Raw genomic sequence first — 22,489 nt, forward strand, 5'->3', positions numbered from 1 at the left:
TTTTCCATTGGATAATCATCTCCTGCTTGATATCAAATATTATTAAATTCAAGTCATACCTGCTGATTGATTTTTGAATAAAAGGATCAACAAAAAAATCTTCGTAAGTATCAGACGAAATCGCAAGATAGAGTTGGCGATCGCTTTCTATCTCTTCTAAGGCTAGACGATAGTTAAGAAACTGACCAAGGGCCAAATGAAACTCCGTCAAACTGGAAAGACCGACAAAGCTTTTGATTTCAACAGCAATTTTACATCCTTCTCGTTCTGCACCCAGAAGTTTTTCTGCTCCAATGTCCAGATACAATGCAATCTTCTCACTCACTCGAAGATAAAGCGGATCGTGAGTTATCTCCCAACCATCCTTTTCAAGGGCTATACGAACAATCTGGTGAAAAAGATCTCTAGCTGGCATCAGTGAGGATGAATTGTTTCATAGCTATTATATACTAAATACGAAAATCAATAATATTCATTACGGCGATTCTTAGACGAGAGCCAGAAACCGGGTTTTTTGGAAAAACCCGGTTTCTATTTTTTGGGGTGATTTCGGAGCAGAAGAAAAAGGCGCGGAGGATATCTTCCAAGTACAGACGCACACTACGCGACATAAATTGCCTCCTGTTCTACGGTAGAACGAATCAGAGGTTTGAGCATTACTCGACTCACCAAATCGACTCGCGTCCCTAAATGATCCTCTAGATAAAACTTGACATCCATATAGCGATCGAAGGTCACCAATCCGTCAAATTCTACTAAAATATCCACATCACTATCGGGTCTAGCTTCATCCCTAGCAACAGAGCCAAATATCGCCAGCGAAGTTATGCCAAACTCTTTTAAGGCTTGCTGGTGTTCTGCCAAAATCTCCAATACTTTGTCCCGTTGCATCATTTTTTAGCCTCACGTTTGGCTTTAGCTGCTTTAATTTTTGCTCGAATCTCTTCTTGACCCGGTTTCGGTGGCATGGCGGCAATTTTGGCAATCAGATCGCGATTTTTTTCTTCATAATATAGCCGCAGTTCTTCCGCTTCCTTCAAAACTTGCTGATATTCGGCTTCAACCAGAGCGCGATTTTCTTCAATATACGTTAAAGCGTCGTTGATTTGTTGTTCTGTTAGGTCAAATAATCCCCGGATAAACTTAGGGGGATATTGAGCGGTCACATAGTCCATAATATCGTAGATCGTAATCCGTGTTCCGGCGAGGGTTAGTCCTCGTTCTGTACGGATAATTCCGGTTTGTTCATTGGATGGGTTGGTCATGATTTTTCCCGAAAGTCTAGTTGCTGAAGGTCAATTTTATTTTAAACCAACAACTTAAGCTGTGGCAAATTCGGTGAACTGCCGTTTGCTAGGATGATGGAACCCTAAAACAATATCATTTTGAGGAATGCCCGCAGCGAGTAAATCATCGACAATACAGAAATTAGTTAAGTCTTGTTCCACCCAAACTTTGCTATCTTTAATTTTTAAATAGATAATGATATGCTGTACTAGCTTCTTATCCTTCCAGCCAAAGCGAAACCACAGATATTCATCTCTAATTTCATCTAAAGCTAGGCGATCGCTGACTTCACATTCAGGATTTTTCTGGACTTGATGAATCTTCATACCATAATATTCAGTCAAGATTCGTTTTATGATCCGGCGGTAATGTTCTAAGTCAGCCATTTGACCAGTTCCTCCTTCGCTGTATCTACTACCATTAACAAAACTCGATTATCTTTAATCACTGCTTGCACAGATTTTCTTTGAAAAAAATCTTCATAGACCAGATAATCAATTGCTAAATACAGGGTATATTCTGGTTCAGTACGTTGAATTAGATTTCGATATACAATGTATTGTCCCAATGCCCCATGAAAGTCATACATTAGGGATTTTCCCACAAAGCTTTTGACTTCAACAACTATTTTTTTGCCTTCTCGTTCTGCGGCAATTGGTTTTTCGGCTGCTAGATCCGCATAAAGTTCAGCATCTTCATATTTGATGAAGTAAGGATCGTCGGTAATCAGCCAACCATCTTTGATTAAGGCATTCTTGACCGCATCATGATAAATGTCTTTGGCAGGCATAGTGCAAGGGAGTTGGTAGTAATTTTATTGTACAGTACATATTTTAATGACTTTGGCACAACAAGTGAGGATATCTTCCAAGTACAGATGCACACTACGCGACATAAATTGCCTCCTGTTCTACTGTAGAACGAATCAGAGGTTTGAGCATTACTCGACTCACCAAATCGACTCGCGTCCCTAAATGATCTTCAAGATAAAACTTGACATCCATATAGCGATCGAAGGTCACCAATCCGTCAAATTCTACTAAAATATCCACATCACTATCGGGTCTAGCTTCATCCCTAGCAACAGAGCCAAATATGGCCAGCGAAGTTAGGCCAAACTCTTTTAAGGCTTGCTGGTGTTGTGCCAAAATTGTTCTTCTTGTTGCTCTTCTGGCGTTTCCTCTGGCATGGCTCAAACCGAGAATTTTACCCGTATTATAAGCCCTCTCCCTTTCATGTCCGCTTTGCGGAAAATCCCTCTCCCACGGGGAGAGGGACTTTTGCTCCCCATCCCCCCATCTCCCCATCTCCCTATCCCCCTATCCCCCCATCTCCCTATCCCCCACCCCTACTCAACAGGACGCGAGTTTCTTTCGCTGCCAATTCCATAGCTCTCTGGGGGGTTTCTCGACCGGTTAGAGCGGCACTCAGATACCGTTGCAGAATGTCTGAGGCTTGGGCATATTGGGGAATGGGAGGACGCAACACCGAGTTATCGAGAACGGGGAGCAAGCGGGGGAGATAATTCGATTCAGTGATTAATTGACTATCATAAAAGAGCGATCGCCGAGCGGGAACATATCCGGTTTGCTGAAAATATTGGCGCTGTACCTCTGGCTGGTTAAAATACTCGATCGCTTGCCAAGCTGCATCGGGATGTTGAGACGATTTAGCCATACCTAACCCCCAACCCCCTAAACACGCGCCACTCGTATTTCCTGGAGTATGCATCATCGGTTTAATGGCAAATTTGCCCGCCAAATCCGAATCCGAAGCCAGGGAATACACATAGGGCCAGTTGCGTAAAAAAGCCGCTTTTCCATTTTGAAATAGGCGGCGGGTTTCTTCTTCCGAATAGGTGGTTACCCCTGGAGGCGAAATCCCTTCTGCTAGAGTATCGCGCAAAAACTCAACTGCGGCGATCGCCTGAGCTTCATCTAATCCTACCGCTTGCATTTGCGGATCGATCCAAAATCCCCCATATCCAGCGAGAATTTCCACAAACATGGCCGACAACCCTTCATACTGCTTCCCCTGCCAAACATAGCCCCATTCCACTAAATTGCGCTCCTGTAGGGTTTTGGCAATAGTCATCAACTCAGCAAAAGTTTCTGGAGGAGCTGCCCCAATTTGCTCCAACAAATCCCGGCGATAATAGAGCATTCCCCCATCGGTTTGAAACGGGATGCGGTAGAGCTTCCCTTGATAGCGTCCCCCCTCAATATCCCCCTGCAAGTAAACATTTAACTCTTCTGGAGTCATGCGATCCGATAAATCCGCCAACCATCCCGCAGCCGCAAACTTTTGTACCCAGACAATATCCATATAGACCAAATCGTAGGGAGAATCCCCCAATAAAAAGGCCGAAGTATAGAGATCTTCGACTAAATTGGTATTATTGGGCCCCTTAACCACCTGTAACTGAATATTCGGGTGGGTTTGGTTAAACTGGGTTACTAGGGGTTGCCAGTGGGTGGCATCGATCGCCTGAATTAAGACTTTAACCGGTACTGGGGTTTGGGTAAAGGCAGGAGTCCCTAAGAACATGAACATAGCGCAGATCAAGGAGAATACTACCCCTAACCCATAAGCCCATAATCTGGAATCACTCAACCAACGCTTGACTCTAACTCTGATGTGACTCAGGTAAACCATCATCAACCCTCATAAAATGTCTTCTCTCCATTCCCCCATTCCCCCATTCCCGTCTCCAATTGACACTGAATCGCGATCGGGATGCTATCCTATTTTGGAAGTCTGTATCATTAAAAAAACTAAAAGGTCTATCCTTCCCTGAATCCGTTCATGTCCGCTTGCGGAAACTGTCCTCGTGACAGGAGGGAGAGGCAAGGAAACCGTTCAAACTCAACTAACTGCGATCGCTTATCGATGAGAACCCATGGTAGAAATCCTACAAGTCGGCAACCGAGTCATTCAGACAGACGAAATTTTAAACCTACTCACCCGCTATCAATTAATGCCCCATGTAGTCAGGGGATTAGTCATTGATGGGGCGATCGCCGATTACTCTTGCACCCCCGAAGAAATCGAAGCGGCTCTCAAATCCGTCCACGGTCAGCTCAAGTTTACCACCCCGGAAGACAAAACCGCTTGGCTGGAAAATCAGGGCATGAATGCCGAACAATTCCAAGAAATCACCATTCGTCCCCTGCTGATCGAAAAATTTAAACAGGCCAAATGGGGAAACAAAGTAGAATCCTACTTTCTCAGTCGCAAAACCCACCTCGATCAAGTCGTCTATTCCCTGATTCGCACCAAAGACCTGGGATTAGCCCAAGAAGTCTACTTTCGTATTCAAGAAGAAGAAGAAAGCTTTGCCGATCTCGCTCGCGAATACTCCCAAGGGCCGGAGAGCCATACAGGAGGCGTGTTAGGGCCGGTCTCCGTTGCTACTCCTCACCCGATCTTAGCCAAACTCCTCTCCATTTCTCAACCGGGTCAACTCTGGCCACCCCGTAATTTAGGAGAATGGTATGTTATTGTCCGATTGGAAAAGTTCATTCCTGCCAAATTTGATGATGCCATGAGACGACAACTCATTGATGAATTGTTTGAACTTTGGATGCGAGAAGAAGTCCAAAAACTAGGGCCCATTCGCTCCCTCTGGTCATCTGACAAACCAGAAACCTGATGCCACCCAATTTTTAATTTCTAATTTTTAATTTTTAATTGACATGACTCAAGCTGTCTCCCCTTCTCAAATCCAAGGATTTTTAGCGAAAATACCGCCCTTCGATCAGCTTAATCCCCATACCCTAGAGCAACTGACCTCTGGGTGTAAACTGCTGCGCTATGCGATCGGGCAACCGATTATCATTCGGGAAAAAGTGCCCGCCCAAGTTTCCATCCTTTATCAAGGTCAAGTGCGGATTTTAGGCTATGACCAACGGCGACAAACCACCGTGAGCTTAAAACGGGCTGAACCGGGGGAGGTGATGGGATGGGCGAGTTTGTTGCGCCAGAGTGGGTGTGAAACGGCCCTTGCTTCTACGGAAGTTATTTGTATCACTTTAGATGCCCAAGACTTTCTGCGCTTAATCGACCAGGAACCCCAATTTAGGGAGAGCCTAGGTCAACAAGTATCCCTGAGTGAGGTCTTTGAGCTGCTGAGTGTGGAACTGGGACGCAGAGCGGATGGCGCAGCCGACTTAAAAGAACTGACCTTTAAGGCGATCGCCAATACCACGGCCGTTAACCTGCCCTCTGGCAACCTGCAAGTCAGGGATTTGATTAATACCCTCAATCCCTCCCGCCTCTGGCTCGTCAGTAGTGGAACCGTAGGCGACTTTACCGCCGGCTCAAATGTCCCCCTGGATGACCTGGCCGAACAACCCAATCAAAGACTACCCATTAAAGGCAGATGGGGAGCCAGATTATTAGGGGTTGACCTCTTCCAAGAAACAGAAGACCCCATTGCCCCTCCCACGGGGCCCCAGACGGCTTCACCCGCTCCAGTCAAGCCCCCCCTGAAAAAAGCCCCCATTAGCACCCTATCCCCCAGGAAACAGCTAGAGGGAGAAGACAGTGGCCTCGATATCAGCCGCGCTCCGGAAAATATCCCAGAATTAGAACAGACCAGTGGCGATCGCATCAGCTATCCCTTTATACGCGGCAAAGGAGAAATCGATGCCCCCATGGCCTGCTTCAAAATGTTGAGCCAGTTTATGGGCTGCTCCTTCCGTCGGGATGTAATTCGCAAAATTCTGGAAAACCAACTGCGGAGCGTCGGCCAAATCTCTATAAACGCTTGTGGGGCGATCGCCGAAATGATGGGACTCCAAGCCCAAATGGTACAACTGCCCGCCGCCTCCATCAACCGCATCAAAGGCCCCGCCATGATTCCCTGGGGGCAAAGCTTTGCCATCCTCTACCGGATCAGCGAGCGGGAAATCGTCATGGCAGTGCCCGAAAAAGGCATCGCTCGCAGACGAGTCGCCGACTTCGCCGAAGAATGGGGCGTAGTCCAAGGACAAGTCTTGCTACTCCAGTCTCCCCCAGAGCGACAACGGGAAAAATTTGGTCTCAATTGGTTTGTTCCCGCCCTAATTAAATATCGGGGCATCCTAATCCAAGTCTTCATCGCCTCCTTCTTCGTGCAGCTCTTTGGCTTGGCTAACCCCCTGATCACCCAGGTGATTATCGATAAAGTTCTGGTACAACGGAGCATTGACACCCTAGATATTTTGGGACTCTTCCTCCTAGGGGTAGCCATCTTTGAAGCCATCCTCACCCTCTTAAGAACCTATCTGTTTGTCGATACCACCAACCGCATTGACCTAGGACTTGGCTCAGAAGTCATTGCCCACCTGCTCAGGTTGCCCCTAGAATACTTCGATCGCCGACGAGTCGGGGAACTGGCAGGTCGGATTAACGAGTTAGAAAACATCCGCCAATTTCTCACCGGAACCGCCCTCACCGTCGTCCTCGATGCCGTCTTCTCCGTCGTCTACATCGCAGTAATGTTCGTCTATAGCTGGCAACTGTCCCTCGTTGCCCTAGCGACAGTTCCCCTGTTTGCCCTAGTCACCATTGTGGCTTCCCCCATTGTCCGCCGCCAACTGCGCCATAAAGCCGAACGCTACGCCGACGTGCAATCCTATCTGGTGGAAGTGCTATCGGGGATTCAAACCGTTAAAGCCCAAAATATTGAGCTAAAATCCCGTTGGCAATGGCAAGAACGCTACGCCAAATACATTAAATCCGGCTTTCGCTCCGTTCTCACCTTCAGTACCGCCGGTTCCATTAGTGGATTCCTGAATAAACTCTCTGGACTATTGATTCTCTGGTTTGGGGCGCAAATGGTACTCACCACAGCCGCCACCGATAACCCCTTTACCCTGGGACAGTTAATCGCCTTTCGGATTATTGCCGGGTATACAACTTCGCCCCTCTTGCGCCTGATTCAACTGTGGCAAAGCTTCCAGGAGACTGGGCTATCCATTGAACGACTCTCCGATGTCTTAGATGCCGAACCCGAAGCTGATGAAGCCAACCGCTCCAATATTTCCATGCCTCCCATCCATGGCCATGTGAAGTATGAGGATGTGTCATTCCGGTTTGCTAGTGCCAATACCTGGCAATTGATGAATGTAAATCTAGAGTTTCCCCAGGGTAGGTTTGTGGGCATTGTCGGCCAAAGTGGTTCCGGTAAATCCACTTTGATGAAACTGCTGCAACGGTTGTATGAACCGGGTTCAGGCCGTATCTTGGTAGACCAGTTAGATGTGAGTAAGGTGGAGTTGTATTCCTTGCGTCGCCAAATTGGGGTGGTTCTGCAAGATACCCTGTTGTTTAATGGTTCGGTGCAAGAGAATATTGCTCTAGCGAATCCTGATGCTACGGAGCAGGAGATTATCGAAGCGGCGAAGGTGGCTGTAGCTCACGAGTTTATTATGTCCCTACCCCAAGGCTATAACACGGTGGTGGGCGAGCGGGGGGCGAATTTATCCGGGGGACAACGACAACGGATCGCGATCGCCCGTACCGTCTTGCAAAGACCTCGCTTACTGATCCTGGATGAAGCCACTTCTGCTCTAGACTATGACAGTGAGCGGCAAGTGTGCCAAAATCTAGCCCAAACCTTCAAAGGAGAAACCGTTTTCTTTATTACTCACCGCTTAACTACGGTGCGGAATGCGGATGTGATTATTATGATGGATCAAGGTTCCGTTGTAGAACAGGGAACCCATGAGGAACTGATGGCTCTTAAAGGGCGGTATTACTGTCTATTTGAGCAACAGGACTCTCAGTTGTAGATCAATTAAAAATTAAAAATTAAAAATTAAAAATTGATTCTACTGTACCCATACCCATTACTCATTACTCAAATGAAAGCACAAGCCAGATACACAGAAACTTATGTCGAACAGCCCATATTGCTAGAGCGGCCGGTGATTTGGTCTCAAGTCCTGGTTTGGCTGATTCTGTTGATTACGTCGTCGGGAATTGCTTGGGCGGCGATCGCCAAAATAGAACAGTCCGTTCCCGCTCAAGGGCAACTGGAACCCCAAGGATCGGTCAATGAAGTGAAATCTCCCACCAGTGGCATGGTGCGGGAAATCTTGATTAAAGATGGGGATGTGGTACAACAGGGTGAACTGTTAATTACGTTTGACCCCACGGCTCCCCAAGCGGATATTGAATCCCTGACTAAGCAACAAATTACTCTGAAAGAAGAAATACAAATTTACGATCGCATCCTCTCTGGGGGAGATATCCAAAGCGGCCCTCCAGAACTGGCTTCCTTAGCCCGTTTGCGCCAAACCCTATTGGCAGAAAATCAATACTTTAATGCCCAACTCGATGGCTATAACCCCAATCAATCGGTTGATGGCGATGTTCGCATCACCCAAGACCGCTTGCTGACAGCTTCCCGCGCTGAATACCAATCTAGGGTAGAAGCAGCACGGCTGAAAATTGCCGAGTTGGAGAAACAGATCAATCTGATCCAACGCCAAGCCATGGCGATCGCCCCTCGCATAGAGAAGACCAAAGAAACCTTAACCATTAACGAGAACACCTTAGACCGCATTCGCCCTGTAGTCGAAGAAGGGGCCCTCTCTCAACTCCAGTACGATCGCCAAGAACAGGAAGTGCTGCGCTATCAGGACGAGTTGCTGGCTAGGGAAGGGGAACTTGAACAACTCCAGCTAGAGGAACAACGGCTGCGGGTGGAACAAGCTCAGTCCCAGGAAGCTTTGTCTAATGCGATCGCCATTTCTGCCAAAGATATCTTAACGAGAGTGGCTGATAACCAACGCCGGATTGCCGAGATCGATTCCCAACTGGCTCGCGCCAAAATTGAAACCAACAAGCGGTTAGCCGAAGTCGAAGGGGAGCTGATCAAAGCTCAACAAGCCCTAGGTTATCAAGAATTGCGAGCGCCCGTTAGCGGAGTAGTCTTTGATTTACAAGCGGGTACGGGATACGTCGCCCAAGCCACAGAGCGCCTCTTATCAATTGTGCCGAATGAGGCCTTAGTTGCCGAGGTTTATATCCAAAACAAGGATATTGGTTTTGTCGATGAAGGAATGCAAGTTGAGTTAGATGTCTCCTCTTTCCCTTCTTCTGAATTTGGCACAATTAAAGGAACCCTGACCTGGATCGGTTCGGATGCTCTAGAACCTACCCAAGTGCGACCGTTCTACGCATTCCCGGCCAAAATTGAGTTAGACAAACAGTATTTCACAATTAATGATAAGCAACTGGATCTGCAAGCGGGGATGGATATTAGTGCCAGTATTAAAGTTAGGAAACGGACGGTTTTAAGTCTCTTGACCGATAAGTTTGACACCAAGATTCGTAGCTTGGAAACCGTTCGTTAGTTTCTATTCCCTGTTCCCTATTCCCTGTTCTCTATGCAATATATTCCTACAAAAATTCCTGATGTTCTGATCCTAGAACCCAAGGTTTTTGGAGACGATCGCGGCTTCTTCTTTGAAAGCTATAATCACCAACGCTTTGCCGAACTGACTGGCCAATCTGTGGAGTTTGTCCAAGATAATCATTCCCGCTCCGTCAAAGGAGTGCTAAGGGGTCTGCATTACCAAATTGAGCAGGCCCAGGGTAAGCTCGTCCGTGCTGCGGTGGGAGAAATCTTAGATGTAGCTGTGGATATCCGCAAAAATAGCCCCCATTTTGGCCAGTGGGTCAGTTGTCTGTTAACTGCCCAAAATCACCGCCAGTTGTGGATTCCGCCGGGATTTGCCCACGGATTTGTGGTGCTGTCGGAGATAGCAGAAGTGCTGTATAAAGCCAGTGATTATTATGCACCCCAGCACGAGCGATCGATTTTGTGGAACGATCCTGATATTGCCATCGATTGGCAAATTGATGGGTTAGAACCTACCTTATCAGCCAAAGATAAAGCCGGTAAACTCTTGTCAGATGCTGAGGTGTATTCATGACCCGAATTTTGGTAACTGGGGCCCAAGGGCAGTTGGGCCAAGAGCTAGTCACCCTGTTGAAACCCTTGGGAGAGGTGACGGGGATCGATCGCCAGGAACTGGATTTAACTGAGTTTGACAAGGTGGCAGCCTTTTGGCAAGACTTACAACCGGATATTGTAGTGCATGGAGCGGCCTATACCGCAGTGGATAAGGCTGAAGAAGATGCGGATCTGGCTATGCAGGTGAATGGGGAAGCACCGGGACAATTAGCCCGTTTAGCAGCCGCTTCTGGCGCGAAGTTAATCCATATTTCTACGGATTATGTATTTGATGGGGGTAAAAATCAGCCCTATCTGGAAACGGATAAAACCAATCCTCTGAGTTCTTATGGGCGATCGAAGTTGCGGGGGGAAGAGCTTGTACAAGAGAGTGGCGCAATGTTTGCCATCCTCAGAACCGCTTGGGTGTATGGGAATGGAATTACCGGTAATTTTGTCAAAACCATGTTCCGCCTCGGTCAAGAGCGGGAAGAGTTGCGTGTAGTCTACGATCAGGTGGGTTCCCCGACTTGGACGGTGGATTTAGCGGGGGCGATCGCCCAATTGATTCCCAAGCTGAACGCGGAAACTGTGGGTATCTATCATTACACAAATGCGGGGGTGACCAGTTGGTACGATTTTGCGATCGCCATTTTTGAAGAAGCAAGCAAGTTAGGCATTCCCCTAAAAATTAAACGAGTGCTTCCCATTACCACCGACCAATATCCCACCCCCGCCAAACGTCCCGCTTACTCCGTTCTTTCAGGTCAAAAACTCGCTGATCTCCTGGGAAACCCTGCCCCCCACTGGCGCGAAAGTTTGCAGAAAATGTTAGCCGAATATGCCGAAAACTTAGTGTATTAGGGGTAATTTTTATGAGTCAATATTTTAAAACATCTGCTTTTCAAAAAGTGATTGAGGAGATAGAAACCTTCTCTTTGGAAGATCAAGAAATTCTCCTCGATATCCTCAATAAGCGTTTAGCAGAACAAAAGCGATCGCAATTACTCAAAGATGTTGCTGAAGCAAGATTAGAATATAGAATGGGAAATTTTCAATTGGGAACGGTAGATGAATTTTTAGCAGCATTGGACGAAGAGGAATGAAGATTGCTTGGAGTCCTAAATCTCTACGTTCATTTAAACGTTTAACACGCAAAAATCCTGATCTACGCTCTTTAATTGAAGTAACCATAAGACAGCTCATTGAAGATCCTTTTCATCCCAGTTTACGAACTCATAAGCTCAAAGGAGATTTTTCAGGATGTTGGTCATGTTCAATTGATTATAGCTATCGGATCATTTTTGAGTTTGTACCAGATCAAGAAGAGGAGGAAGAGGAAGAAGAAGTTATTTTATTGCTCAATTTGGGCACTCACGATCAAGTTTATTGAAAATTAAATTCTGTCCTCTATAACAGAGAAAGCTGTTGTAATTAAATCATGAAAGCACTTATTTTATCTGGTGGTAAAGGCACTCGCCTACGCCCCATTACTTATACCGGAGCCAAACAATTGGTTCCTGTCGCCAATCAACCGATTTTATGGTACGGCATTCAAGGAATTGTCGCTGCCGGAATTACCGATATTGGCATTATTATTAGTCCCGAAACTGGGGAAGAAGTTAAAGCCACCACTGGGGATGGGGAAAGGTTTGGGGCGAAAATTACCTATATTTTGCAAGATCAACCCGCCGGTTTAGCCCATGCTGTAAAAGTGGCGCAGCCGTTCCTAGGAAACGACCCATTCATTATGTATTTGGGCGATAACATCATTCAAAGTGACTTAACCCCATTTTTGACCCAATTTAAGGAAAATAGCCTAGATGGGCTGATTTTGCTGCGTCCGGTGTCTAATCCCAGTGCCTTTGGAGTTGCTGAAGTTGATACTCAGGGAAGGGTCTTAAAATTGGTAGAAAAACCGAAAAACCCGCCCTCAAATCTAGCGCTGGTGGGGATTTACTTCTTTTCGACTGCCATTCATGAAGCCATTTCTAGTATTCAACCGTCACCACGGGGTGAGCTCGAAATCACCGATGCAATTCAAGTCTTAATCGATCGCCAAACTCAGGTCGAAGCGCGTCAAATCGAAGGATGGTGGCTAGACACCGGGAAAAAAGATGACCTGTTAGAAGCCAATCGCATCATTCTCGATACCCGCTTAGAATCAGAACAGCAAGGAACCATTGACTCCCAAAGTCAAGTGATTGGTCGGGTAAGCATCGGTGCGGGCACAAAAGTGATTAATAGCACAATTCGCGGCCCCGTTGCCATTGGCGAAAATTGTCATATTGAAAACACATTTATCGGCCCCTATAGTAGTATTGCCAGTGGCACAACCTTAAGGGAAGTTGATATTGAACACAGCGTGATTTTAGGAGAAGCTACCCTAGAAAACATTCAACAACGGATTGTTGATAGTGTGGTGGGTAGACGCGCTCGCTTAAATGTTGCGCCCCGTCGTCCCACAGCTCTCAGATTTATGATTGGCGATGATTGTCAGATTGAATTGGTTTAAGGGGCACACATCGCCTTTGTGTCATATGAAGGACTCACCGCCGAGTCAATCTAAATCACGTCAGTTTTGCAGAAACTTTTGCAGAAAATTGCATAATTCTATAAAACTACCCTGATAATTATGTAAGGTTTCAATAACACAGTAAGGATCAGGGAGATAAATAGACCATGAAATCGCGCAAAGATACTGTTGAATTATTTTCAACATTTCTTCAAATCGATGACCAATATGACCGAATTGGGCCGGGGTGGCACAAATCACCCCGTTTGGCCAAGTCCATGACTCAGAAGGTGGAGAAAGAGCCAGGAATGCACAAAGAATATTGGGCCCAATACTGGCTCAGAGCATCAATGGTAGAAGCTCCAGTTAATCGGCTGGCACGAGAACATCTGGCTGCCTATTTAGAAGAGACCTGTTGTCGGACAGCATGGAAAGTTTCCCAGCAGTATTCAGAGCGAAAAGTGGATGTTTTCCAGATGGCTAGAATGGTGGTACTAAATCCAGTTAAGCTGTTCAAAAGTTATGATTATAAAAGTAGTGGCGTGAAAACTTACGCTCAGTTTCCCCTGGAAAGTGCTGTTCGCGAACAACTACGGTGTAACGGTATGGAATTAGACAAATATAGTTGGCCGGCACTGCTACGAAGGATCACAAAAAAGAAGCTCAAAGAGGCTTTGTCTAAAGCTGATGTTAAAGAGCCTACTTTTTCTCGTTGTTTGCAAGCTTGGCAATGTTTTCGGGAGCAATATGTACCTAGGAAAGCTGATGGGCGTAAACAATTGCAACCCCCGGATCGGCAAGAATTAGACCAGATAGCCTCTCACTATCATCAACGCTATCCTTCTGAGGACTTTACCCCCGATGGTGCAATGATTCAAACCTTACTCGATCTAGCAGTTCAAGCGATTCGAGAGAGTTTTAATACCAAGATTGTAGCGCTAGAAGATAGTGTGTTTGAACCCGCTAGTGTTTCTGAGCCATCCCTAGAAGAGGTAGAAGAGGCAGAAGAAGAAACGGAGCGTTTTAGACAAATTGGTGCAGTTCTTTCTCGAAAGTTTGATGAATTTGTAGTAGCCGATCGGAGGTTGCTTAAGCTCTGGTATGGCTTGGGGATGACTCAATCAGATTTAGCGCTTATTTTTAGCTTTGAACAACAGTATCAAGTGTCTCGTAAAAAAGACAAATTGAAAAAAGTTTTGCTGAAATCTTTAGCTCAATGGAGTCAGGAAACTCTGAAGGTTACGATTACGTCTAACCAACTGAGCGAGACAGCTAATATTTTGGATATTTGGCTGGAAAAAATCGGTTGCTTTGACTTTTGCGCTCGCCTAAAGCAATCCCTGATGAATCAAGGCAATTTTGATGAGCTTAAAATCTTGAAGTTACACTTTGGTAAAGGATTGAAGCTTGAGGAGGTTGCCCAGGAAATGGGACGGGGACAAGGGGAGATTGAGCAGGTGATCGCCGAAATCAAGTCGAGGCTAGAGCAAGAATTATACACTCTAATTGCAACCGAGTTTCAGCTTTCTTTACAAGGGTGCAAATCAGACCACAAAGCGATCGCTAATTTTGTCCAGATGTGTCTGTATAAATTGCCTTATGGCTCCCTTTAAATAATCAACAGGAGGAATGAGACCATGTTAACGATGAATGAATCACTGATGCTCAATTCTAACCAGGTTTTGCTGGAAATTTCACCACAGGACAGGGAAACGGCTTGGCCGCCCGATAATCAATTTGCGACAGAAAAGGGACAATGGAATGCCTATTTGAACCGCCTCTGTCTCCAGGCGGTTTTGTCTTGGATGGCAGAAGAATCGGGGATTGAACCGCAAATTTACCCCAGTGCAAGGAATGCGGAAAAATTGTGGGAAGGGATTAATGGAACGGCGATCGCCCTGGAAGAGACTCGCATCGTCATGATTCCCAGTGAAGCCATCGATACTGAGGAATTTATTGTCCCTCAAGAATGGGTAGATATTCCAGATTGGAAAGCCAATTATTATCTGGCAGTCCAAGTGTTTCCCGATGATGGCTATGTGCGAATTTGGGGATATGCCACCCATCAACACTTGAAAACATTAGCCGTCTATGATGCAGGCGATCGCACCTACAGTCTAGATGGAGTGGATGTCATTCAAGACCTGAATGTGATGTGGGTGGCGAGGGAACTGTGTCCGAATGAACAAGTAGAAGTTGCAGCTTTACCGATTTTATCTGCCCAGGACGCTGAACAGTTGTTAGCGCAACTGAGTTCGCAAGCCATTCATTACCGCCGATTTGGGCTTCCTTTTCCCCAGTGGGCTGCGTTGTTGACTCAAGGAGCTTGGAGAGAGCAGGTATGGGAAACGACTACTACTCTAGAGAGAGTAGAGGCGATCGCCACTGATTCATATCCGCTTGCGGAAACCCTAACCAATTTATCCAATTGGTTGGAAAACCAGATTGAAACTCAGTGGCAAACCCTGGAGCAATTTATGGCATACTCAACGGGTAATTTAAGTTTGGCCTTTCGCAATCTAGACATGACCGTAAATCCAGAAGAACGTATTCCCATTCTGATTAACCGGATACAAACTAGTGCGGATGAAGGTCAAGTGAAAATTGCGGCCGAAGAGTTAGGCACAATGGGTCAAGGTCATCCGCAAATTATTCCCGTTCTGGTCAATTTAATTCAAACGACCGAAGATGAAGAAACCCGTTGGGCCGCAGCCGAAAGTTTATGGACAATTTCCCCAGACCATCCCGGATCGGGCGTTCGTAGAATTGCTGATTTAGGAATGCAATTTGGCAATTATCCCCTAGCTTTAATGGTGGCGATTTTACCTAAAAGAGAAGATAATCGGGCGATTCTCCTGCGATTAAATCCGATGGGGAACCAGATGTATCTCCCTCCTGGAGTCGAGTTAACGGTGCTGGATGACGAAGGGGAGACGTTCTTGGAAACCGAAAGCCGAGAGCGTGATAATTATATTCAGCTTAAATTAGGCGGCGATCGCGGCGAACGTTTTAGCGTTAGAGTCGCCCTTGGTGAGACGGCAATCACAGAGGGATTCGTAATCTAAAAAGATTCCGATCGGACGGACTGCATAAATTGCTGGAGTCATCCCGATAAGTAGATGTAGAGAAAAATTTAGGAGTCACTCCGATGTCTGCTTCTGAAACTGTGATGCACCAAATGTTTGCGAATCTGGTTGCCGAATATCATCCCTTTGCCAACTACCTCGGTTATCAAGAAGGCGAAAATGGCTTTATTATCATCTATGATGGCGGCAATGGCCGGCAAGCGATGGTGGTTGATACCCATGGCAATATTGTCCAAGATACGACCTTGGGAACCACCCGCACACTGGGATTACTGGCCCTAGGGGCTTGGTTATTGGGCGATCGCTAATCCTGAGCTGTATTCACATTCTGAAACATTCGCTGACAAGAAAAGTTACATTCTTGTCAGCGAATTTAGTGTATACTCCGTGACGAGGAAGATAGCGGCTAGATCAATTAAAAATTAAAAATGGGTAAGGTCGAAGATTGTTGACCCGATAGGATACTACATTCAGGCCAAGTTTATGACTCAATTAGTCATTCTCAAACTAGGGAGCGGTAGTTTCGCCCAAGGTTTTCCGGTCACGCTCCAGATTGGTAAAGACGGTTCGATTCCGTCAGTTGAAGTGAGGGGGACATTGCCTCCGGCTCCGAAATTGGGCGATCGCTATACGCAATGGCAAGTTGCCTATCGCGGTTTAGGGCTATCAGCGCGACTAGAGAAACCGAAGAAACAAAAGACTCAAGTCTCGCGATCGGGGCTATGTACGGAAGCCGCCCAGCAGCTTAAAGATCACCTCAATCAATGGCTCAACTCGGAAGAGTTTCGCCCCATCAAAGAAGCACTGCTGAAAAAATTACAATCCTCAGAAGTCATTCGCTTCATCATTCAAACCCAAGAGCTGCAACATCAGCAACTACCTTGGCACTTTTGGACACTTTTAGTAGAAGACTACACCAAAGCCGAAATTGCCCTCAGTTCCCCCGAATATCAGGACGTGGAGCGGATCGAACGTCCGGGAGAGCCGCTCAAAATTTTGGCAATTTTGGGCAATAGTGAAGGCATTGATGTTCAAGCCGATCGCGAATTGCTCCAACAACTTCCAGGTGCAGAAGTAACCTTTCTCGTGGAGCCAAAGCGCAAAGAACTCACCGATACCTTATGGGCGAAAGGATGGGATATTCTCTGTTTTTCTGGCCATAGCTCAACGGAGGGCGAGACGGGAAAACTAGCGATTAATCAGACGGATAGTTTAACCGTTGCCGAACTCAAAAATGCCCTCAAAACCTCTATTGCCCAAGGATTGCGCTTGGCCATTTTCAACTCTTGTGATGGCTTGGGATTAGCTCGAAATCTAGCAGATTTGCATATTCCCCAAGTCATCGTCATGCGCGAACCCGTGCCCGATGTGGTGGCTCAGGAATTTCTCAAATATTTCCTCAAAGCCTTTGCCAGAGGTCAATCCCTGTACTTATCCGTCAGAGAAGCCAGGGAGAGATTACAAGGCATTGAAGATCAATTTCCTTGCGCCACTTGGTTACCCGTCATCTATCAAAACCCGGCAACTCTTCCTCCCACTTGGGAAGACTTGGGGGGAATTTGTGCCGATATTGGCTCGGAAAAAATCCTCGCTTGTCCCTATCGGGGATTATCCGCTTTTCGGGAAGAAGATGCGCCCTATTTCTTTGGTCGAGAAACCTTTACCGAACAGTTAATTCAGGCAGTTCACGAGAAGCCCTTCGTGGCCGTCATTGGGGCATCCGGTAGCGGTAAATCTTCTGTGGTGTTTGCCGGTTTAATTCCTCAATGGCGCTCAGATAATCATATCATTCTCAGCATCCGTCCTGGAGACCAGCCCTTTGTCAGCCTTGCAACCGCTCTCATCCCCCACCTAGACCCCCAACTAAGCGAAACTGACCAACTCATTGAAGCCAAAAAATTAGCCAGCGCCTTATCTTCTCAAGCCATATCACTGCGAGAAGTGATTGAACGGATTTTATCAAGATCTACTCATACAACGGGGATCTTGTTAGTGATTGACCAATTTGAAGAACTGTATACTTTAGGTAAGAATCTTCAAGAGCGACAGCAGTGGTTAGAGAGTTGGTTAAGCGCCATCAAAGTCATTGCTCAACTGAAAGTGGTCATCACTTTACGCGCCGACTTTTTCACCCAAGCCATCGACGACCGACCCTTAACCGATGCTCTGCAAAATGCCGATGTCAAACTCGGCCCCATGAACCGGGAGGAGTTGGAGCGAACCATTACCCAACCCGCAGCTAAGGCGGGAATGTTGATTGAGCCAGGGTTAACGGATCGCATTTTGGAGGCCGTGCAGGCAGAACCGGGAAATCTACCCCTGCTCGAATTTGCCCTCACTTTACTCTGGGAACACCCCCGAAATGGCCGTTTGAATCATGCGGCTTATAAGGAGATTGGCGGCGTAGAATTGGCTTTAACTCGCTATGCTCAGGAGGTTTACGACCGACTTGATGGGACTGAGCAAGAAATTGCCAAACGGATTTTTCTGGAGTTAACCCAGTTGGGAGAAGGATCGCAAGAAACGCGCCGCCAGGTCTCGAAGCAAGAGTTACAGCGAATTGCCCCCTTTCCTTCTGTGTCGGGTACAGAAGAGCTAGTGGAGTCGGTGATTCAGAAATTAGCGGCGGCTAAGTTGGTGGTGACTAGCGAAACCTCGGTGGATATTGTCCATGAAGCTCTAATTCGCCACTGGCCGCTGTTGCGGGAGTGGTTGGAGGAAAACCGAGAGCAACTGCTGCGTCAGCGAGCCATTGAGGGAGCTGCGAAAGAGTGGCAAAAGCAGGGAGAACCGGAGGAGTTAAGTTATCTGCTCCAGGGGGTGAAGTTAGCGGACGCGGAGAGTCTGCTGGACTCGGAGGGGATTGCCCTGTCGAGTTTAGCTAGGGATTATATTATCATCAGCCAGGCTGTGCGCGATCGCCTCCTGCAAGAAGAAGAAGACAGACGCGAGCGGGAGTTACAGCAGGAGCGCAAAGCCAGAATTGCCGCCCAGAGAACGACCCTCGCGGCAGTTGCATCGTTTTTTATTATACTGGTGGCTGGGGGATTTTCCTGGTGGCAGCGACAGCAGTCCCTTCGCATTCTTCAGGATGTTTCGGCGGGTATCGAGGTGGGGACACCGCAACTGTTATCGCTGTTGCCGGATTTTTTCAAGATTGCCAACCAACAGAAGCGTAGGGGAGAGATTGACCGCGCTCTGGCCTATTACCGCACAACTTTAACCGAGTCCAAGCAGTTACTCCAGCCTGCCGAAAATGAAGCGATTCAACTCAGTGCTGCCGAGCAAGAGCAGTTAGAAAACCTGGTTCTGGACACTGAACAAGCCTTAGTCGAGACGATTGAAACCCATCGCCTACCGGAACTGGAGGCACAACTGAGTCAGGGGGAAATCGGCCAATTGCTCGATGAGACTTCTTTACTCGATTATGAGGAGCAATATACGGAGGGAGCGCTAAAAACCACTTACGCTATCCTCCTGCGGGAATGGGGAACTAAAGCGGATTTGAATGACAATGGGGAGCTGCAAACTCCAGAAGAAGCCGAGTATCTCCCTTGTGAGCTATTAAAGGCGATCGATGCTCTTTGGCGCAAGCATAGTGGCGATCGCTGCGGTTGGTTTGCTCAAGATTCTGCCTATCAATCTGCCGAATGTGAAGAGTTAGATGAATTAACCCTAACCCAGAAAATATTCCTCGTTCCTCCCTTTGATGCGGCCATTAATCGCCTGAATAGCTGTGATGTTACCCATGCTCCTGTCTCTCTCAACCCTTAATTCAACCCTCAAAGAACCATGATTAACCTACTCCATACCATCAGGAAAACGAAGAAAATTCTATTCGCTCTGGTGAGTCTTCTGACCTTAACCTTGATTCTGATAACCAGCCTTCCCAGTCACGGACTCATCCCCGATTTTGCCTACATCGTCAAATTCCAAGGCAGTCGCCTAACCCTAGGTGCAGGAAACAGCCGAAATCGACAACCCGTTCAATTACAAGACCGCCTCGAATCGAATCGTATTCTCTATGTTCCCGGCGATAATCAACATTGGGCAAACCTCGCATTTATCACCAATTCCCCTATAGATTCAACTGGATTAATGGTTACAGCCGGCCCCCATCGTAGTGCCACCCAATGGAGTTTTCCTTGTACAGCCAGAGGCCATTTTACGATTGGTTGGCAACGGGGAGGCGATAGGGGATGTGAACCCGGTATTCGAGTGCAATCAAGTGGTTCTGCAACCAGTCAATTATTGACACGAAAAGCGTTAACCGCTCAAAGCACAAATGAAGTTGTTGTTGTTCCCACTCCAGGAGAAAGTTTACTGCAAACTTCAGATAGTTCTACCGGAGTTGTGGTTGATGTTTTAATTGGAGACGTGCAAGTTCAGTCAGACAGATATCCCCAAGGCAGACTGATTAGAGCAGGACAAAGATATGCTTATCCAGAAGATACCGTAACTCCCATAGATTCCAATGCCATTCTCAATTCTCCAGAACTGCGAAACTTCCGCAATCCCAATAACTGGACATCACCGGATTTACCAGATAGAGCAGCCAGTAGTATTGTTTCCCAGTTAACTGAATTGGAAACAGCTTTGCGTCAATTACCACAGCAAACAGCGAGTCAATCTACACCAACTCAAGCAAGTAATCAACCTCAAACAACAACTCAATCGGCATTGGGGAATCAGTGGGCTCTAATGTACGATGTATTTGTTTCCAGCCAACTTACAAATGATTGCCATCAAGCGGGGGGTCTAGCAGCATTAACTTTAATTAACTCTTCTCTAACGGGCTACACGGGGTCGCTTTCAATACCCAATAAAACATGGACATTAAATGAACCGTCAATTCACTCAGATCAAATAAATGGCTCTATCAATGGAGACCAAGTACAATTAAGGTTTACAGACACCATGGATTATCCCTATTATTCTATTGATTATATACTCAATGGTTCAATTAATAACCAAGGTTTTTTTGAGGGAACTGGTAGAGTATCAGGGGGGGGGTGTGAGGGACGAACTTTCTATTTTAGATTAATGAAAAAAGAGCAAGTTGTAGAGTATCTACAGCGATCCTAAAATTTACTATGCTATAAACTAAAAGACTCAAAAAATAGTACGTCAACACTAATTTGAACTTAGCATGATGATCAATAGACTTTATATTCTACGCAGAGTTAAGCGATTACTCTTCGCTTTTGTCAGTCTCCTGACCTTAACCTTGATTCTCCTAACCAGTCTTCCCAGTCAAGGACTCATCCCTGATGCTGCCTACATCGTTAAATTCCAAGGCAGCCGTCTAACCCTAGGTGCAGGAACCAGCCGCAACCGCCAACCTGTCCAACTGCAAGACCGCCTCGAATCGAATCGTATTCTCTATATTCCCGGCGATAATCAACATTGGGCCAACCTCGCATTTGCAGTCGATTCTCCTAAAGATCATACCGGATTAGTTGTCAGAGCCGGCCCCCATCGTACTGCATCACAGTGGAGCTTTCCTTGTACTGCCAGAGGCCGTTTTACCATTGCTTGGCAACGAGGAAGAAATCGGGGATGTGAGGAAGGAATTCGAGTACAATCAAGTGGCTCTGCAACCAGTCAATTGTTAACACGAAAAGCCTTAACCGCTCAAGGCAGAAATGAAGTTGTTGTTATCCCCACTCCAGGAGAAAGCTTGATTCAAACTGCCGATAGTCCTACTGGAATTTTGGTTGATGTTTTAATTGGGGAAGTGAACGTTCAGTCAGACCGATATCCCCAAGGCAGACTGATTCGAGCAGGACAAAGATATGCTTATCCAGAAGATACCGTAACGCCCATAGATTCTAATGCGATTCTCAATTCTCCAGAACTGCGAGATTTTGTAAACCCTGATAACTGGTCACCAGACCTTTTCGATCGCTTTGCTAATGGTATTGTTGCACAGTTGACTGAATTGGAAACCGCCATCAGATCGAATCCTCCAACCCTGGCTTCACCCCCTCCAAGTCGTCAACCCAATACTCAACCTACAGCATCAACCACTGGAACTGATTTAAATGGTGATTGGCGATTTGATTTTGGTTGGTTTACTTATTCATCGCAGGAAGGATGTACATCTGTTTCTCCAGGAACGTATACCGGTCTCATGACTATTAGTCAAAATGGCAACCAACTGAGTATGTCACCTGATGGGCCAGTTCCAATGGATGATGGAACTTTATCAGGCAATCAATTTCAAGCTAGAGGAGGAACTCCCATGCGATGGGTAGGCACAGTCAGTAGTGATGGTAATGAAATTAGTGGAGATGGAATTTGTGATAGTTTTACTATGCCTTTTAAGTTGACACGCTTACCTGAAAATAATATTCCTGATGGGGCGATCGATATTTCAGGAAAATGGGTTTTAGTGATTTTAGGTGGGAGCAATATAAGAGCTGTAGATACCATCGTTCAAACAGGCAATGAATTCCAATTACTCTCAGGAATTTCGGGTCGTTCTATCAAAGGAGAAATTGAAAATAATGAAATCCTAATTTATTTTACCAATACTCCAGAGCGCGGAAGAATAAGTGCCGATCTCAACCGAATAGAATTTCCAGACCAAATTATGATCCGTTTGGGTTCACCAGGCTGTTCAGACTCCCAAAGTTGTCAAATATAGAATTA

Annotated in this window: 22 protein-coding genes; 14 read left to right on the forward strand and 8 right to left on the reverse strand. The window is 46.5% G+C overall.

What is annotated here, in order from left to right; all coding sequences use genetic code 11:
* From PMG71_RS05805 to PMG71_RS05840, 8 genes are all read right to left on the reverse strand, one after another.
* Positions 1-415 (reverse strand): XisH family protein (locus tag PMG71_RS05805; protein ID WP_283752707.1); only part of this gene is annotated, 415 nt, incomplete at its 3' end.
* Between the two features lie 34 nt (positions 416-449).
* On the reverse strand, positions 450-611 hold the full coding sequence (locus PMG71_RS05810; protein ID WP_283752708.1) for a hypothetical protein: 162 nt from the start codon (positions 609-611) through the stop codon (positions 450-452).
* Positions 601-891, reverse strand: coding sequence for a nucleotidyltransferase family protein (locus PMG71_RS05815; protein WP_283766274.1), 291 nt, complete (start codon positions 889-891; stop codon positions 601-603). Before PMG71_RS05815 ends, PMG71_RS05810 begins: the two co-directional genes overlap by 11 nt.
* Positions 891-1,265: a DUF433 domain-containing protein gene (locus tag PMG71_RS05820; protein WP_283752710.1), complete on the reverse strand. Its 375-nt coding sequence runs from the start codon at positions 1,263-1,265 to the stop codon at positions 891-893. Before PMG71_RS05820 ends, PMG71_RS05815 begins: the two co-directional genes overlap by 1 nt.
* Before the next feature lie 54 nt (positions 1,266-1,319).
* Positions 1,320-1,673 (reverse strand): XisI protein, encoded by a 354-nt coding sequence (locus PMG71_RS05825; protein ID WP_283752711.1) that lies wholly within the window; start codon positions 1,671-1,673, stop codon positions 1,320-1,322.
* The gene (locus PMG71_RS05830) at positions 1,661-2,077 is read right to left on the reverse strand and encodes a XisH family protein (protein WP_283752712.1); all 417 of its coding nucleotides are present in this window, start codon (positions 2,075-2,077) and stop codon (positions 1,661-1,663) included. The genes PMG71_RS05825 and PMG71_RS05830 overlap by 13 nt, the downstream gene beginning before the upstream one ends.
* A 94-nt stretch (positions 2,078-2,171) precedes the next feature.
* Positions 2,172-2,438: a nucleotidyltransferase family protein gene (locus PMG71_RS05835; protein WP_347179211.1), complete on the reverse strand. Its 267-nt coding sequence runs from the start codon at positions 2,436-2,438 to the stop codon at positions 2,172-2,174.
* A gap of 184 nt (positions 2,439-2,622) precedes the next feature.
* A complete protein-coding gene (locus PMG71_RS05840; protein WP_430540998.1) occupies positions 2,623-3,942 on the reverse strand; it encodes an ABC transporter substrate-binding protein in 1,320 nt (439 codons plus the stop codon).
* Between the two features lie 244 nt (positions 3,943-4,186).
* Here PMG71_RS05840 and PMG71_RS05845 point away from each other — a divergent pair, with 244 nt between their 5' ends.
* The 14 genes from PMG71_RS05845 (at position 4,187) to PMG71_RS05910 (ending at position 22,484) form a co-directional block, all read left to right on the forward strand.
* Complete coding sequence (locus tag PMG71_RS05845; RefSeq protein ID WP_283752715.1) at positions 4,187-4,939, forward strand: peptidylprolyl isomerase; 753 nt, start codon at positions 4,187-4,189, stop codon at positions 4,937-4,939.
* Between the two features lie 43 nt (positions 4,940-4,982).
* Positions 4,983-8,063 carry a peptidase domain-containing ABC transporter gene (locus tag PMG71_RS05850; RefSeq protein WP_283752716.1) on the forward strand — a complete coding sequence of 1,027 codons (3,081 nt, stop codon included), beginning with the start codon at positions 4,983-4,985 and terminating at the stop codon, positions 8,061-8,063.
* Positions 8,064-8,135: 72 nt separating this feature from the next.
* A complete protein-coding gene (locus PMG71_RS05855) occupies positions 8,136-9,632 on the forward strand; it encodes a beta-barrel domain-containing protein (protein ID WP_283752717.1) in 1,497 nt (498 codons plus the stop codon).
* Positions 9,633-9,665: 33 nt separating this feature from the next.
* Positions 9,666-10,214, forward strand: coding sequence for a dTDP-4-dehydrorhamnose 3,5-epimerase (gene rfbC, locus PMG71_RS05860; RefSeq protein WP_283752718.1), 549 nt, complete (start codon positions 9,666-9,668; stop codon positions 10,212-10,214).
* Positions 10,211-11,098, forward strand: a complete 888-nt coding sequence (rfbD, locus tag PMG71_RS05865) for a dTDP-4-dehydrorhamnose reductase (RefSeq protein ID WP_283752719.1) — start codon at positions 10,211-10,213, stop codon at positions 11,096-11,098. Before rfbC ends, rfbD begins: the two co-directional genes overlap by 4 nt.
* An 11-nt stretch (positions 11,099-11,109) precedes the next feature.
* Positions 11,110-11,340, forward strand: a complete 231-nt coding sequence (locus PMG71_RS05870) for a hypothetical protein (RefSeq protein ID WP_283752720.1) — start codon at positions 11,110-11,112, stop codon at positions 11,338-11,340.
* Entirely contained in the window at positions 11,337-11,627 is a 291-nt protein-coding gene (locus tag PMG71_RS05875) for a type II toxin-antitoxin system RelE/ParE family toxin (RefSeq protein WP_283752721.1), read from the forward strand. Before PMG71_RS05870 ends, PMG71_RS05875 begins: the two co-directional genes overlap by 4 nt.
* Before the next feature lie 48 nt (positions 11,628-11,675).
* Entirely contained in the window at positions 11,676-12,749 is a 1,074-nt protein-coding gene (locus tag PMG71_RS05880; RefSeq protein WP_283752722.1) for a glucose-1-phosphate thymidylyltransferase, read from the forward strand.
* Positions 12,750-12,916: 167 nt separating this feature from the next.
* Positions 12,917-14,362, forward strand: a complete 1,446-nt coding sequence (locus tag PMG71_RS05885) for an RNA polymerase sigma factor sigma-70 region 4 domain-containing protein (RefSeq protein WP_283752723.1) — start codon at positions 12,917-12,919, stop codon at positions 14,360-14,362.
* Between the two features lie 33 nt (positions 14,363-14,395).
* Positions 14,396-15,814, forward strand: a complete 1,419-nt coding sequence (locus PMG71_RS05890) for a DUF1822 family protein (RefSeq protein ID WP_283752724.1) — start codon at positions 14,396-14,398, stop codon at positions 15,812-15,814.
* Between the two features lie 83 nt (positions 15,815-15,897).
* Positions 15,898-16,143 carry a hypothetical protein gene (locus tag PMG71_RS05895; RefSeq protein WP_283752725.1) on the forward strand — a complete coding sequence of 82 codons (246 nt, stop codon included), beginning with the start codon at positions 15,898-15,900 and terminating at the stop codon, positions 16,141-16,143.
* Positions 16,144-16,318: 175 nt separating this feature from the next.
* Positions 16,319-19,609, forward strand: a complete 3,291-nt coding sequence (locus tag PMG71_RS05900) for an nSTAND1 domain-containing NTPase (RefSeq protein ID WP_283752726.1) — start codon at positions 16,319-16,321, stop codon at positions 19,607-19,609.
* 18 nt (positions 19,610-19,627) lie between these two features.
* Positions 19,628-20,920: a hypothetical protein gene (locus PMG71_RS05905; RefSeq protein WP_283752727.1), complete on the forward strand. Its 1,293-nt coding sequence runs from the start codon at positions 19,628-19,630 to the stop codon at positions 20,918-20,920.
* Between the two features lie 64 nt (positions 20,921-20,984).
* Positions 20,985-22,484, forward strand: a complete 1,500-nt coding sequence (locus PMG71_RS05910) for a hypothetical protein (protein WP_283752728.1) — start codon at positions 20,985-20,987, stop codon at positions 22,482-22,484.
* Positions 22,485-22,489: the final 5 nt, after the last annotated feature.

Source organism: Roseofilum acuticapitatum BLCC-M154, from assembly GCF_030068475.1.
Classification (GTDB): domain Bacteria; phylum Cyanobacteriota; class Cyanobacteriia; order Cyanobacteriales; family Desertifilaceae; genus Roseofilum; species Roseofilum acuticapitatum.